This is a genomic window from Oscillibacter sp., from assembly GCF_031978065.1.
Classification (GTDB): domain Bacteria; phylum Bacillota; class Clostridia; order Oscillospirales; family Oscillospiraceae; genus Oscillibacter.
On record NZ_DALZCH010000081.1, the window covers coordinates 1 to 15,072 of the forward strand.

General features: G+C 59.2%; 9 protein-coding genes. 3 read left to right on the plus strand and 6 right to left on the minus strand.

All coding sequences use genetic code 11. The annotated features are described in order from the left end of the window. Both RTK01_RS11895 and RTK01_RS11900 read left to right on the plus strand, forming a co-directional pair. Nucleotides 1-616, plus strand: a 616-nt coding sequence (locus RTK01_RS11895) for an exosporium glycoprotein BclB-related protein (protein WP_312281182.1), incomplete at its 5' end; no start/stop codon positions are given. A 97-nt stretch (nt 617-713) separates the two neighbouring features. Continuing rightward, on the plus strand, nt 714-1,814 hold the full coding sequence (locus RTK01_RS11900; RefSeq protein WP_312281183.1) for a glycosyltransferase family 2 protein: 1,101 nt from the start codon (nt 714-716) through the stop codon (nt 1,812-1,814). Nucleotides 1,815-1,903: 89 nt separating this feature from the next. Here the strand turns inward: RTK01_RS11900 and RTK01_RS11905 are convergent, their stop codons facing one another. From RTK01_RS11905 to RTK01_RS11930, 6 genes are read right to left on the minus strand one after another with little or no spacing between them, the layout of a single operon-like run. Next, complete coding sequence (locus tag RTK01_RS11905; protein ID WP_312281184.1) at nt 1,904-2,620, minus strand: PilZ domain-containing protein; 717 nt, start codon at nt 2,618-2,620, stop codon at nt 1,904-1,906. A 27-nt stretch (nt 2,621-2,647) separates the two neighbouring features. Beyond that, on the minus strand, nt 2,648-5,980 hold the full coding sequence (locus tag RTK01_RS11910) for an S-layer homology domain-containing protein (RefSeq protein WP_312281185.1): 3,333 nt from the start codon (nt 5,978-5,980) through the stop codon (nt 2,648-2,650). Nucleotides 5,981-6,003: 23 nt separating this feature from the next. Next, the gene (locus RTK01_RS11915; RefSeq protein ID WP_312281186.1) at nt 6,004-10,875 is read right to left on the minus strand and encodes an S-layer homology domain-containing protein; all 4,872 of its coding nucleotides are present in this window, start codon (nt 10,873-10,875) and stop codon (nt 6,004-6,006) included. A 60-nt stretch (nt 10,876-10,935) separates the two neighbouring features. Continuing rightward, on the minus strand, nt 10,936-11,535 hold the full coding sequence (locus RTK01_RS11920; RefSeq protein WP_312281187.1) for a PilZ domain-containing protein: 600 nt from the start codon (nt 11,533-11,535) through the stop codon (nt 10,936-10,938). Further along, entirely contained in the window at nt 11,535-11,864 is a 330-nt protein-coding gene (locus tag RTK01_RS11925; protein ID WP_312281188.1) for an EscU/YscU/HrcU family type III secretion system export apparatus switch protein, read from the minus strand. Before RTK01_RS11925 ends, RTK01_RS11920 begins: the two co-directional genes overlap by 1 nt. After that, entirely contained in the window at nt 11,851-13,299 is a 1,449-nt protein-coding gene (locus RTK01_RS11930) for a hypothetical protein (RefSeq protein WP_312281189.1), read from the minus strand. Before RTK01_RS11930 ends, RTK01_RS11925 begins: the two co-directional genes overlap by 14 nt. A gap of 267 nt (nt 13,300-13,566) precedes the next feature. On the opposite strand from RTK01_RS11930, the gene RTK01_RS11935 reads away from it, so the two are divergent. Beyond that, on the plus strand, nt 13,567-15,072 hold a 1,506-nt coding region (locus RTK01_RS11935), incomplete at its 3' end, for an Hpt domain-containing protein (RefSeq protein WP_312281190.1).

Here is a 15,072-nt window from a genome sequence, read left to right on the forward strand (position 1 = left end):
CATTGGCCCCACCGGCCCCACCGGCGCGGACGGTCCGCAGGGACTTATCGGTCCCACCGGCCCCGACGGCGCGACTGGCCCCACCGGCCCCACTGGTGCTGGTGCGATTATCCCCTTTGCATCCGGACTGCCCGTTGCTCCCACGGCTCTGCTGACAGGTCTTGTGGGCCTGCCTGCGGTGGTGAGCTTTGGCCATAGCACGGTTCTGCCTAATATTTTGGGCGCAACCATCGACCTCACCGGCGCGGCGGGGCTGATGGCCAACATGTCCTTCTCCATGCCCAGAGACGGAGTCATCACGGATATCACTGCGTATTTCAGCACCGTGGTTGCCTTGTCTTTGATTGGCGGAGCGGCGACCGTCACTGCCCAGCTCTATGCCTCCACCACGCCCGATAACACCTTCTCGCCTGTTGCCGGGACGGCAGTGACGCTGGCCCCCGCGTTCAGCGGTCTGGTGGCGATTGGAGACATTGCCTCTGGGTCGCTCACCGGTCTGAACATTCCTGTGACGGCGGAAACCCGGCTGCTGCTGGTGTTCTCCGTCACCACTACCGGGCTTGCGATTGCCACCACGGTTACAGGCTATGCCAGCGGCGGCGTCAACATTGCCTAATTTCTAAAGTTCTTCCGGACGGAACGTCCGTCAACCGGCCCGCCCGCCCACATGCGGGCGGGCCGGTACTTAATTTTTTCCGAGAGGTGAAATGCGGATGAATACCATCAGCTTGTGCATGATTGTCAAAAACGAGGAGGCGCAACTTGCGGACTGCCTTTCCTCTGTGGAGGGCATTGCGGACGAGATTATTATTGCGGACACCGGGTCCACGGATTCCACAAAAAAAATTGCCGGTGAGTTTACAGACAAAATTTTTGATTTTCCATGGGTAGACGACTTTTCCGCGGCACGCAATTTTTCTTTTTCCAAGGCAACAATGGACTATATCCTCTGGCTGGACGCCGACGACGTGCTGTTGACTGAGGACCGGGAAAAGCTGAAAAAGCTCAAAGAGGAGCTGGACCCCGCTGTGGATGCGGTGATGATGAAATATAATATCGCCTTTGACAAAAGCGGAGCCGTCACTTTCAGCTATTACCGGGAGCGGCTTTCACGGCGGGAACGGCAGTTTTTGTGGAGAGAGCCGGTGCACGAATATCTTGCCACCGGTGGAAAAATTATTCATACGGATATCGCGGTGACGCACCGAAAGCAAAAAGCATCCTCGTCCGACCGCAATCTCACTATTTACCGGCGGATTCTGGACGGCGGCGGAGATCTGACGCCCCGGGGCCTGTATTATTACGCCCGGGAGCTGAAAGACCATGCCCAATACGCTGAGGCCATCCGTTATTTCACCCTGTTTCTCGACGGAGGAAAGGGCTGGGTGGAGGACAACATTGCCGCCTGCAACGAGCTTGGGGAATGCTATCGCCGGGAAAACCTGCGGCAGGAGCAATTGACGGCCCTTACCCGCGCCTTTAGCTATGACACGCCTCGGGCAGAAACGTGCTGTGCGCTGGGCTATGCATGGAAAGAGAAGAGCGATTTTAAACGGGCCGCTTTCTGGTTCCGTCTGGCTGGGATGCTGGAGCGGCCTGAAAACAGTTGGGGCTTCTTCCGGGAGGACTGCTGGGGCTTTATCCCCTGCATCGAGCTTGCGGTGTGCCTCGACAAGCTGGGGCAGACCCAGACTGCGGAGCAGTACAATGAAATGGCTGGGAGACTAAAGCCCGAGGACCCCGCAATGCTGCACAACCGGGCATATTTTCAGTCGCTGAAAGCCGCCGAGCAGCCGGAGGGCCAGAAAACCTGAGTAAAAAGGTCCGTTGCCTGCGGGCAACGGACCTTTTTACTCAGTATATCCGAAAAAGCGTGTTTTCCATCTTTACATCAGCCGCAGGTTTATCCGCTGCGGCTGGCAAGGTCCAGCCGCTGAATCTCCAAAATGGCGGCACACAGCCGGTCCTCGTCCCGGATGCTCATAGACTCGAAAAAGCAGCCGAACCGGGTCTCCACCTTGTTGACCGGCTGTGCCCAGCAAATTTGTGTAGTGAACACAAAGGGCTGAGACTGAGACTCATCCAGCCAAAGATTGGTCAGCAAAAGGTGATCGCCGGGGCGGTAACGGTCCTGACTGCGCAACTGCACGCCCCCCAGACTCACGTCCACCACCTTGCACAAGCGGGCGTAATACTGGGCTTCGCCCCGAGCACTTTCGGGATACAGGGCGTTGATGCACAGCGCGTTGGCCCGCAGGGAAACCGGCTGGCGAAAGTTCACCCGCTGCTCCCGCTGATGGCATTTGGACAGGCTGCCAAGCTTCCAGAAGGAGCGGGAACTGCCGTGAATCTTTCCCAGCCACACCTGCGTCGATTTTCTGGGAATGTGCAAGATGAGCTTGAAGTCATCATTGTAGATGACGGGCGGGGCCTCCCGCCCTCCGGCAGGGAAGATTGCCAGCGCGCCGTTGTCTGTTCCCTCCACGCGTCCCAGAAAAACCAGCTTGTTGTCGTTGGGCTTCCGCACCTCGCACAGGTGGCCCACTGCTTCACGTAGGTCCGCCGGAGTGGCCGCGCAGGGCCCCTCGTCCTCTTCCGGAACGGTTGTTTTGTATGCCATAGACAGCAACTCCTTCTAGAACTGAATTTACAGCGTGATGGCGCGGCAGAGAATCACGGCCATTTGCGCGCGGGTGAGAGAGGACTGGGGATTTAGCTTTCCGTTGCTTCCGCCCTGAAAAACGCCAAGGCGCACCATGGCGGCCAGATCGGCCGCCGCGTAGTCGGAGACTGCGGCGCTGTCGGAAAAGCCGGAGAGATCGGATCTGCTTCCCGCCGTAAAGCTCCAGCCGGAGGCCCGCAAGGCACGGGCAAGGAACACGGCGGCCTGCTGGCGGGAAAGGGGTTGGGTCGGATAGAAGGAGGAGCCGCTGCCTTGGGCGATGCCCAGCGCCTGTGCAATCTTCACGGCTTCGGCATAGACGCTGCCCGCCGGCACATCGGCAAAGCCCGGGCCGCCGGAGGCGGTGAATTGAAACGCGCGGTTGAGCATCAGCATAAAGCTGCCCCGGGTGATGGCCGCGCCGGGAGAAAAGGCGCTGCCGCCTGTGCCGTTTACCACGCCGGCGGAATATAGATATTCCACAGAGGAGGAGGCCCAAGTGTAATTCCCCATGTCGGTAAAGGAGCTTGTCTTGGTTTCAGAGGTGACAGTGACGACAACGGAGCCGGAATAGGAGTTGCCTTGGCTGTCCTTTCCCGTGTAGGGAATGGTTGCCGTGCCGGTATAGCCTGCGGCGGGGACAAAGGACAGGTTGGAAACCAGCGGTGAGCCGGAGGCGGAATAGGCCGACCCGGAGGTCGCGACCGTGCCGGGCGCGGAGGAGGAAGTGTACTGATACCGTAGCTGCCCCGTGCTGGAGGAGGGCTGGGAAAAGGCCGCGCTGACAAAGGAGCCTGCGCCCCGGGCGCTGCACGCAAGCTGGAACGCAGAGACGTCAAAGGCAGCTGCCTTTCCGACGGAAACCGTGTAGTAGATCACGCCCGCAGACGCCGTCTGCTTTACCTCCACGCTTACGGAGCCGGTATAGCGCTGCCCGCTGGTGTCATAGCCGGTGTAGGAAATCGTCGCCGTGCCGCTCCATCCTGAGGCGGGAACGAAGGTGACGTTGCTGAGGTAGGGCGAAGAGGAGCGGTAATAGCCGGTGGAGGCGGAGATGGCGCTGCCGGTGTTGGAGGAGGAGCTGTAATTATAGCGCAGCGTCCCCACGGAGGAGGAGGGCAGTGTAAAGCGGACGTAATCCAGGTTCCGGTCCGTCTCTTCCCGGCACACCGTATCAAAATCATTGGCGGAGAAATTCACGGGCGTGTCCTGCTTTGTGGAATAGGACACGCCGCCTGCGGCGGAATCTCGGACGGTGACTCGCACCGTGCCGGTAAAGCGCTGGCCGCCGGTGCTGTATCCGGTAAAGCTGATATCCACCGTGCCGCTCCACCCGGAGGCGGGAACGAAATACACGTTGTCTAGATACGGCGAAGAGGAGCGGTAATAGTTAGTGGAGGAGGAAACAGAGCTGCCGGTGCTGGAGGAGGAATAGTAATTATACCGCAGCGTCCCGTAGGAAGACGAGGGCAGGGTAAAGCTGACATAATTCAGCCATTGGCCGGTTTCGTCGTCGCAGCGGGTGTTGAAGTCGTCCACGTCAAACCGCACGGCGGTGTCCCGCCGGGTGGAATAGGACAGCGTGCCGGAGGAGGAAGTGGAATCCACGTCCACGGTGACAACGCCGGTGAAGCTCTGGCTGTTGCTTCCGTACCCGGTGAAGGAGATGTCCGCCGTTCCGGTCCAGCCGGAGGCGGGGACGAAATACACGTTGTCCAGATACGGCGAGGAGGAGCGGTAATAGCTGGTGGAGGAGGAAACCGTGCTTCCGGCGCTGCTGGAAGAGCTGTAATTGTACCGCAGCGTCCCCACGGAGGAGGCGGGCAGAGTGAAGCGGACGTATTGCAATCGAACGCCCAGCACGTCCTCACACAAACTGTTAAAATCGCTGGCGTTGAACCGAGCGGACCTGTTTTTCGAGGTGGAGTACTGAATGTTTCCCCGGCTACCCGCGCTGGTGGAAACGGTGATGGAAACAGACCCGCCAAAGGAGTTTCCATTGGTGTCCCTGCCGGTATAGGAAATGGAAAGCGTGCCGGAATACTCATCGGCGGGAACAAAGCTTACGTCGGAGAGCAAGGGGGATTTGCTGCGGTAATAGGCCGTGCCGGAGGTGACCTTGTTGTCAAGGTCGCTGCCGTTGTATTTGTAGAACAGCGTTCCCTTGGAGGTTGAGGGCAGGGAAAAGGTCACGTATTGCAACTCATGGCCGGTGGCGGCCTGGCAGACCGCGCTGAAATCCGCGTCGTTGAAATCCACACGGTTTCGCCCTGTGGTGGAGTAGCTGATGCCGGAGACGGCGGCGACGTTTACCTCAATGGTTCCCTGAAAGGCTCGGGGGGTGGAGGAGGAATCGTAGCCGGTGTAGCGGATGACGGCGGTGCCGGAAAAATCCGCTTTGGGGACGAAGGTCACGTCGGAGAGCCACCGTGTTCCCCGGTCGCCTGAGTAAGAATAATCCTCGTTGGACCCCACACCCGCGCCTGGAACACTCTCGGAGACATAGCCGTAATACAGCGTTCCGGCGGAAGCGGGGACATACAGCCCCGTGACATAGGACAGGGAGGATTGCAGCACCCGGCTACACTCGGTGTTGATTCTTCCGGCGACATAGGAAAAGGCCAGAGGATTGTCGTTCCGGGCGGATTCTGTAATAACATTTGCAACAGCTTCCTCCGCCGTGACCTGACATGTGGCGGAATAGGCGCCCGCCTTGGCGGTAATGATGGCGGTCCCCGCGCTTCCAGCGATCACAAGACCGCTGGAGGACACCCGGGCAACCAACTCGTTGCTGCTGCTCCACGCCACTGTCTCATCAATGCCAATGGGAAGAAACAGCGAGGAGGTGAGCTGGCGGCTTTCCTGCGTTTTCATAGAGAGGGCTGCGCTGCTGAGGACGATGCCCGGAAGAAGCACGCTCCGGCTGATAGTAGCGGAATTGGTGACGGTGGGGTCCGAGGCCCACGCGGCGGTCACGGTGACGGAAACGTCGGTCCGTCCGGGCCGTTCGCCCCGGAGAATGGAAACCGTCTCCCCCACGCCGCTGACCGAGGCCACGGCGGTATTGCCACTGGTCCAGACGTAGGAATAGTTCACGGTTGAGTCCGTGGGCGCGCCGGAGACGACTGCGGTCACGGTGCGGCTGCTCTCGTTGAGAAGCAGCTCGCCGGTGCCGTCTCTGAAGCTGACGGAAAGACCGGAGAGGTCCGGTCCGGCGGGGGGGACTGTCTCGTCCGCCGCCGCGGGAAGGATCAGGGAGACGGACAGCAGCGCCGAGAGCAGAAGCGCCGTCCCCCTGCGGAAAAGTTTGTTATTCATGGAGGGCTCCTTTTCATTCCGGGTCATGTGGTCATATCCCAATCCTGCGTTACCACAAAGCGTGGGGCCGTGCCGCTGGCGTCCAGCTTAACGGTCAGGGGGATTGCGTGGACGTTGCCGCCCTTGTCGCCCAGCTCTGTGGCGGCGTAAATGTACGCGCCGTTCTGGGCGTTGGTAAAGCTAAAAGTGACGGAGGAAACTTTCTGCCCGGGCGTGCCTGCAACCAAAGAAAAAGCCGCGCTTTTGTTGAAGGCCAGCCCCGCGGAATAGAAGCCGGACGAAGACATGCTGACGGTGGCCTCCAGCGGCGTCACGGTCTGGTTGGAGGTGCCGGGGTCCTTCACAACCCAATAGAGGTCCTCGTTAAATACCAGCGTCACGGTGCCGGTATAGGCGGTTCCAGCCGCATTGGGCTGAATGTCGGAAAGGCAGTCTGTGACCATGGGGGGCGTTGCATCCGTGTTGAACACGGGGCGGATGGCTCGGAACGCATCGCCGGAACCGGCGGAGCTTTTGGCCACGGTCAGGAAGGTGTACCAGGTGGTGCCTACCATGCCGGGGGCACAGTTCACAGTTTTATTGCGGATGCTTGTGGCGTCGCCGCTCATAGTCACGTCGCCGCTGGTGGTGGTCTGAGAGCGGATGAACTCCGCAAAGTCGTCCTTTGCCGTCTGAGAGGCGTACTCGTCAAACACGGAGCCTGCCAGCTTGCTGTTCTTGAAAAAGCTGTTGCTCATGGCGTCTAGCACCGTGTAGACCTTGCCCGTGCCGGTGCCCTTTCCGGCATATGCGAAATCAAACTCGGACCCTCTTCCGGAAGCCACATAGTCCGCCATGGGTCGGCTCAGGTTGCCCGGCTCGCTGCCATTCACCGCCAGCAGATAGTTCACGTCCGAGGTGGTGTCCGTTTTAATGGAGACGTTGGGATTGCTGATGGTCAACTCAATGATGGGCCGGGAGGTTTCGGAGGTGTCAAAGCCGAAGAGGTAAGGCTTCTCGGAATAAATGGTGGAGGCGCTGCCCTGAAGCACGAAATAAGCCACATATTTCGTCTCCGGGCTGAGGCCCCGCAGGGGAATGTTCACATTGCTGCCGTAATAGGAGAGGCTGCCCTTGATAATGGAGGTGTCGTTATAGGGGGGCGTCATAATATTGCCGCTGGTAGGAACGGAGGAGAACACCAAAAGGCTGGTGTCGACGGTGGTGCTTTTGGGAAGCTTAGCCCAGTTGGCGGACGTAAGAGATACGTTGCCGTCCAGCTCCTTGGAAAGCGTGGTAGTGATGGTGGACACGGGGGCAATCACGTAATAAATCTTACCGGAGGTGCGGGTAAGCTGGACGCTGATGGAGCCGCTGACATCCAGCGCGTCAATTTTGGGATAGCCGGTGACAAATTCCGGAATCATCGTGTCGCTGAAAATGTGCTTCATGGTGTAATCAGAAGGACTGCCCACCTTTACAAGGCCGTCCTTAACGGCCTGTGTCAGGTCCCCGTCCTGCATGGCGCCCACGGCCAGATTGTGCAGCGCACTTTTATCCGACCCGGCCACGGCCTGCACCTGCATTTCAACCTTGCCGCTCCAGGTTTTCCGGCCCTCCTCGCCGTCCACGTTTTTGATGGAGGTGAAGCGGATGCCGTAATACCGGGTGGCGGTCATGTCCCGAAGCAGCTCCGCGTTGGTGGAGGAGCTGGTGTTTCCAGTGCGGAAATAGCGGGTGTAGCTTGCGCCGTACATCGTTCCGTCGGTGGAGTTGATCTCGGCGGAATTGGCGTGCTTTTTCCAAGTGCCCTCCACCTCCTTGCCGTCCGAGCCGATGGTGTTCACCTTTTCATAAAGGTCAAATTTGGCAGGAATGTTCATGCGGAACAGCAAGTCCCAGTACACGCCCTCCCCGGCGTTGCCGGTGGAGAGGGGGAGAGCCCGAAACGACATGTCAAAATCAACCGTTTCATTGCCCACCGTGGCGGAAACGTCCGTGCTGGAGAACTGAATCTGGGCGAACACGGTGGTAAAGGTCGACAGGGTGAGAGGATTGGGCTTAATAATATTTTTGGCGGTGGAGGTGTCGGCAATGTTCTGAATTTTAAAATAATACTTCGCGCCGCTTTTCAGCTTCAATGCCTGACCGGATTTAAAGGTAATCACGGTTTTGCCGTCCTCGGAGGTAATTTCCACAAAGCGGTAGTCAATGGTCCAGTCTGCGCCGGTGCCGCTGGTCGCGGTCCGCTCTACCACCCGCTCGGCGGGCGCAGCGTCGGCGGACCAGAGCTGGACATCGTCCCGCAAAAGGCCCGTGAGGACTTCTGCGGCGGCGTCTCGCTCCGCCTGCGTGGTCGAGGAGTCCTTGGACTTCTGATAAAGGGCCAGAAGCTGGTGGTTGGTTCCGGAATCCTGCACGTTTTCACTGAAAACGATGCGAATGTCGGTATCTGCCAAAGGAGAGGTACCTGCCGCGTCGTTGGTGCGGGTGAACTCTTGCGTAATGGCGGGCGGGTTGGTGTCCAGTGTGTGGACGGTGAGCTTGCCCACGGGGTCGGAGTAATTTCCGGCCTTGTCCTGCGCCACGTAGTACACGTCGTAGGCCGATTCGGAGGTAAGTCCGCTGATGTTAATCAGGGCTTCCTTGTTGGCCGTGGCGGACACCTTGCCGGATTTCAGGCCGTTGATGCCGCTGGAAACCTGAAGCTTGGCCTCGGGGCTGCTCAGGGTAGGCTTGGTGGTCTGGCCGTTCATGGGCTTGGGGTATTCGTCCCCCTGTTTCACAGCCACCCAGAAGATGGTGGCCGCTTCGTCCACCACGGCGGTCAGCCCCACGGAGGTATCCTTAATGGTGGTGACGGTGGGGCCGGAGACGAAGGTGGGCGGCGTGCCGTCCAGCGTTGTAAACGAGACTTTTTTCACGGTCGAGCTTTTTGCTCCGTCCGCGTCGGTGAGCCAGAGGAACAGGTCATAGTCCGTCAGCTCCTTCAAGGTGCCCTGCCGATTGACCAGGAAGGTGTCGGTCACATTTTTCACCATGTTCCACGAGCCGGAGCCCAGATTGCCGGACAGCGACCCGGACTTGAAGTCGGCGGCGGTGGGCGCTGTGGCGTTTTTGGGCATCAGCGCGTAATACAGCCGGCAGGACTTGGTGGTCATCACTGTGACCTCGCCGGAGATATTGGTGATTTTGGACATGTAGGGATAGCCCGAGGCAAAGGCTGGAACGGAATCGTCCGACGTTGCGAAGGACACGGCCTTCACGGGACTGTGCTGCTCCCGCTGGTCCACCAGCATGGCGGAGAAGTAGTAAGACCCGTCGGAGGTAAGCCCGGTGAGGGAGGCGGTGTAGTCCGTGTTGGACTTCTCGGCCTTGATATTGCCGCTTTTCAGAATGCGGGCGTTGTTGGTGGGCTTCAGCAAATCGGCCTCGCCGACAGACCCGTCGGTTACAGAGGTGACGGCCCAGTAAATCGTGCCGGACTTGTTGGTGCGCATCAGTCCCTTGGCGGAGGCGGAGGCCACGTCGGTCATTTTGGGATAGCCCGCCAGAAGCCGGGGATCGGCAGAGGATTCCGCCGCCAGTGTGGTGTCCATTTTCTGGCCGTGGATATCGGCGTTGACGCCGGGGCGGATATTGATGGTGTCCGGCAGCATGTCGGCCTTGGTGCCGTTGGCGTTCACGTTAAGCTGCTCTACGTCGCCCCGACCGGTAAGGGTGGTGCCGGTATCCAGATTCAAAACCTTTGCCACAGCCCCGTTGAGCACTGCCACGGAGGAACCTGCGGCCCGCTCATCCACGGTCAGGGAGAGGACGGAGCCCTTCGCCACGGTGACGGTGGATTCGGGAGTGATCGTGACGATTTCCTTGAGGTTGCCCGCGGCGGTGAGGGCGGTTCCGGCCTCGCCTTCCACCCGGATGGCGGTAAAGCCATAGCTGTTTTCGGTGGAGTCTTCCACGTAGGAGGGGGTGCGGATCAGGGTTTGGTCAATTTTGGTGCTTCCCTCCGCCCGGATGGAAACAATGTTGTTGGCCAGGTTGTCCATCACCAGCGTGGGGGCGGTGACGCCGCGGAGAATCACGCTGTTGTTGCCCTTTTCACTCTCGCCTGCGCCGCACACCACGATTTTGCCCAGTACGGTGACGTTTTCCAGCGTCACGTTGCCAAGTCCCAGTCCGCCGGTGATGTACAGGTTTCCGGCGATGGTGGTGTCCTTCAGCGTCACGCCGGAGGTGGAAATGGTGACGTTTCCGTACACGCCGCCTAAGGTGTGGGTTCCGGATTTGTTGACGGGAGTACCGATGGCGTTTACCAGCAGCACGGCCATCTGCCCCCGGGTGATGCTTTGCTTGGGACGGAAGGACCCGTCGCCGTAGCCGCTGAGAATTCCCTCGGTCACGGCGCTGCGGATCAGCCCCCTGCTGTAATTGGAGAGCTTGCCACTGTCGGTAAAGTCAATGCTGGCGCCGGGCTCGTCGTCCAGCACAAGGTTGCGGCCCAGAAGAACCGCCGCCTGCTCCCGGGTAACGGAGCTTTTGGGTGAGGCGGTGTTCTTGCTGGTGCCGTTAAAATAACCGGTGGTGTAGCCGATATTAATATCGTCGTAATACCAGTCGGCGGCCTTCACGTCCCGGAACGGAACGGTGGTGCTGACGTCGTCATAGCCGAAGGCCCGGTTGACCAGCACCACAAATTCCGCGCGGGTCAGCGTCCGGTCGGGGTGGAGATTGCCGGAGGAGTCCCCCTGCATCACGCCCCAGCTCACCAGCTTTTCAAGATAAGGCTCCATCCAGCTCGCGGCGGAGGCGGGGACCGCCAGTCCGGGCAACAGGGACAGAGCCATCGTCAGGCAAAGCACGGCGGACAGCAGCCGCGTACCCCAGCGGCCCTTTCGGATTCCGTTCAGTTTCATAGAGAAGCTTCCTTTCTGTATCTGGGTCTGTATCTTTAAGTGTCTTTTTTTAAGATGGTGTTATTTGCGCGCGTCGCGGTTTGTAATCTGCTGGGAAAAAACAGTCTCCCGCAGCAAAACTTCTTCGTCGTGAATCAAATCCAAAAATTTGGCGGCGTAGAGCGGGATATTGGAGTTGGAGGGCCGCAAACGCAGAATCTGCGTGCGCAGAATCAAAGGCTGGGAGGTGATGGGAACCACCACCTCTACAATCTCTGAGAGATTGAGGGGGAAGTTGCAGAAAAAGGCGATTCCACCGCAGCTTAAATCGTGGCACACGATGGGCAGTCGCCCCGTCCACGCGCCGCTGACGGGATAGACAAAGCTTTCAAACCGGACGGGAACCCGCAGATTCTGTCGCGGACTTTCTCCCGCTTCGTTCAGCGGATTCACTTCAATCATGTCTGCATGGTCGGTGGAGAGAATAATGCCGATCATGTTGGGACGGCTCGCGTCCATGGAGATCAGGTTGATAATTTCATGCTCCAGCACCTCGGGGAGATCGCTTTCCTCCAGCCGGAGCCGCCAAGGCTTCTGCTCCGGCGGTGTTACAAGACGGGCGTGGGCCAGCGGCTCGTTCTGGCTGTCGGAGAGCATATAGCGATCAAAATATTCGGGCATTATTCAGCCTCCTTTTCTGGGGCGAGAGACGGCGTGTGGCGCCGCCTCGGCTTGTCGGGCTGTCTGGGGTCAAATTCCAAAAAGTACACGTAGATGTCTACGATGGCCTGATAAAGAGACGGGGGAATCTCCTTCCCCAGTTCCAACTGGGAGAGCATGGTGGCCAGAGAATTGTCCTCGTAGACGGGGACGCCGCTGTCGGCCGCCACTTCCACAATTTTCTCCGCCAGATACCCCATGCCCGAGGCCACCACCACTGGGGCCGCATTGGACCCATATTGCAGCGCCACCGCCTTGCCGGTGGGTCTTTTTCTTTCAGGCTCTGACATTAACACTGTCCTTTCCACTAAAGATTTTAGGAAAAATTTCCGACACAGTCAAGGGCTTGACCATTTTTTCCACGTCCACGGATCCGGCGGAAAAGCCATTGTCTGCCAGAATGCCGCTTAGGGAAGCGCGGATGACGTCGGAAAACGGGGCCACGGACTCGGGGCAGCGCACTGCCAAATCCACGGCGCTTCCCCGGCTGGTGATCACGATGTCGAAAAGGCCCAGAGGTTCCACGTCCGCCTTCAGAAGAAAGCGCAGTGTGCGCGCCTCGTCTTCCTGCGGACGGTCGTCTCGGTCTGCGTCCGGGTCTACCCATAGCTCAGAATACATCATTCTTTCATTCCATACAAGCGGGAGAATGAAATGATTCAAGGGCATATAAACACTTTCGTTCACAAGCATGGACGCAACCATGGCCCCAAACCGCTCCTGCGCTTCCGCGCCGGCGGAGCCGCGCAGGGCCATGTCCGCGGCGGAAGCCAGCCGGTCGGCAAAGGGATTGTTCCTCCCCGTGCGCTCGAAGGGCGTGTTTTTCAGCATCCGAAGCAGCGCCGCGTCCTCCGATCCCCGCAGGTCCCCAAGCGCGCCTCGCAGAGACGGATGGTCAAACAGGCGGCGCAGCGCCTGAAGCATTCCCTCCTGCGAGCCGCTTTCATACCGGGCGATGTCCAGCGTCAGCATGGACAGGGCAGAGCGAACCCGGCCCATGTCGTGGGAGCGGGAGATATAGTCGGACAGGTACGGAATGATCTGGCCCTGCAAAAGCTTCAGTGCTCCGGCCCGGTCCCCGGCCAGCATACTGTTTTGAAGCTGTCCGGTAAAGTCCGACACCTGCGCGCCCCAGCTTCGGGGGAGAGAAGAGACAATTCGGTTCAGGCCCCGGAGAAGATTGTCTTCAATGTGGGCGGTGGAGGAAAAGTCCCCGTACTGCTTGAGAAATTGCAAAATGTCGCTTCGCAGGCTTTGAGAGTCCGCAGCGCGGTAGGCGCTTCGCAGCGCGGCAAAAAACGCGCCGCCAAAGCGGCTTGCAGAAATCGACTGGTCCTGAAGAAACCGCAGAAACTCTCCCTCGTTCATCCGTAGCAGGTCCAGAATCTGCGACAGGTCCCCCGCGCTTCCCGCCCGCAGACCGGAGGACACAGTGGTCCTTGTGCCTCCCGTCAGCGCCCGAAGCAGATCGGCGGAAACGCTGTCGCCGCTTTCGGACACCCGCTGAAGAAAGGCCTGAAAGTTGGAGTCATACCGCAGAGGGAGGGAGCCGGACTCCTCTCCGGCGGCGTGCTGCTGGCCGCTGTTAGAGTCCGACCGATTGACGCGCCCCGGGTTGGGGACATTCTGAATGCCGGGGTCATAGGCCGTGTTGGGAATGGAACGGTTGGCGGCGGCTGGCTCCCGTGCGGGGACGGGATTAGTGACGTTCATAATTTCCGGCATAGGTTCAGCTCCGTTTCGTTACTTCAAAAATTTCACAAATATGCAACAAATTTCAAGGCAATTCGTTGACGCGGGACGCGGAAGACATTATAATGGAAAAACAGGAAACCTGTCGTTCTTTGCGGATACGCGAAAAATGGCTTTTGGAATTATTTTTATAAAGCGTTAACTTTTTCTCAAAAGTGGACGATATGTCAGGTGAATTGCTGAATATTTGGAAAGGGGGGCGGTGCTCCCCTTCCTTGAAAAAGAGAGGGGCGGCTTTTTATGGACAACGGCGGAAATGAAAGCATTCTGGAAACTTATCTCTACGAGACAAACACCCTGCTGGAGCAGCTAGACAGCATCGTCCTGGCGGCGGAGCAGGCGGATACCTTTACGGAAAACGACGTGAACGAAATTTTCCGCATCATGCATACCATCAAGGGCGCTTCCGCCATGATGGAATACGGATCCCTGACCACGGTGGCCCATCGGATCGAGGATATGTTCTTCATCGTTCGGGAGCGGTCCATGGATGTGATCCCCCACGCGGAGCACGGGTTGCTGTTCGACATGATGTTCACGGCCATCGACTTTTTCCGCGGCGAGGTGGAGAAGGTCCAGAGCGGCCAGCCTCTATCTGATGACATCGGCAAATTACTTGAAAAAATTAATAGCCTGATTACCAAAATTCAAGACGGAGCAGAAGGCGGCGGGGCCACCGGCTCCGCGACCCCCGTTGAGGCTGCCGTTGCCCCCGCCTCTGGGGCGGAGCCGGGCTTTCCATACGGGCTGCGGGTGTTCTTTGACGAGGGCGCGGGCATGGAGAATCTGCGGGCGTTCATGCTGGTGACGGAGCTGCGGGGTATCTGCGGCGAAGAGAATTTCACCTTCTCCCCCGCAGACGTGGAGACGGATACCTCCACCACAGAGACGATTGTCACGCAGGGCTTTGTGCTCTCTTTCCGCATGGCGGCGGACCGTGCAGGGGCCATCCATGTGGTGTCAGGCTCCGGCTCTGTCCGGGGGTATCAGGCGTTTGACGGACCGGGCGCTCCCGCGCAGGAGGAAACGAAGCGCACCGTCCCTGCCGCCGAAGCCACCCGGCACGCAGAGCAGAAGAGCGCTGCCTCCGCGCCTAAGACGGCGCGGGAGGAAACCTCCCCGGCCAAGAGCGCGGCGGCTGCGCCGGTTCCCGCTCAGGCGGGCGGCGCCCATCCCAAGGAGAGCCTGATTAGCGTGAATCTCAGCAAGCTCAACCAGCTCATGGACGTGGTGGGCGAAATCGTCATCACCGAGTCCATGGTCACCGCCTCCCCCGATTTGAAGGGGATGAAGCTGGACAACTTCACCAAGTCCGCCCGGCAGCTCCGCAAGCTGACCGATGAGCTGCAGGACGTTTCCATGTCGCTGCGGATGGTTCCGGTGCTGGGCACCTTCCAGAAAATGCAGCGCATTGTGCGGGACATGGGCAAAAAGCTGGGCAAGCGGGCGCGGCTGACGCTGGTGGGCGAGGACACGGAAGTGGACAAGACCATCGTGGACGGCATCGGAGATCCCCTGATGCACATTGTCCGCAACGCCATGGACCACGGCATCGAGGAGACGGAGGAGGAGCGCATCGCCGCAGGCAAGGACCCCGAAGGCGAAATCATCCTCTCCGCCAGCCATACCGGCGGCGAAGTCATCATTCAAGTGAAGGACGACGGCCGGGGCGTGGATTACGACCGGGTTTTGAAAAAGGCCGTTGACGCGGGCCTTGCAAGCCCTGATGCGGAATATAGCACCAAG

What these genes read in the sequence shown, in the direction of transcription:
- RTK01_RS11900 (WP_312281183.1), top strand. Translation starts at nt 714, where the DNA reads ATGAATACCATCAGCTTGTGCATGATTGTCAAAAACGAGGAGGCGCAA.
- RTK01_RS11905 (WP_312281184.1), bottom strand. Translation starts at nt 2,620, where the DNA reads ATGGCATACAAAACAACCGTTCCGGAAGAGGACGAGGGGCCCTGCGCG.
- RTK01_RS11910 (WP_312281185.1), bottom strand. Translation starts at nt 5,980, where the DNA reads ATGAATAACAAACTTTTCCGCAGGGGGACGGCGCTTCTGCTCTCGGCG.
- RTK01_RS11915 (WP_312281186.1), bottom strand. Translation starts at nt 10,875, where the DNA reads ATGAAACTGAACGGAATCCGAAAGGGCCGCTGGGGTACGCGGCTGCTG.
- RTK01_RS11920 (WP_312281187.1), bottom strand. Translation starts at nt 11,535, where the DNA reads ATGCCCGAATATTTTGATCGCTATATGCTCTCCGACAGCCAGAACGAG.
- RTK01_RS11925 (WP_312281188.1), bottom strand. Translation starts at nt 11,864, where the DNA reads ATGTCAGAGCCTGAAAGAAAAAGACCCACCGGCAAGGCGGTGGCGCTG.
- RTK01_RS11930 (WP_312281189.1), bottom strand. Translation starts at nt 13,299, where the DNA reads ATGCCGGAAATTATGAACGTCACTAATCCCGTCCCCGCACGGGAGCCA.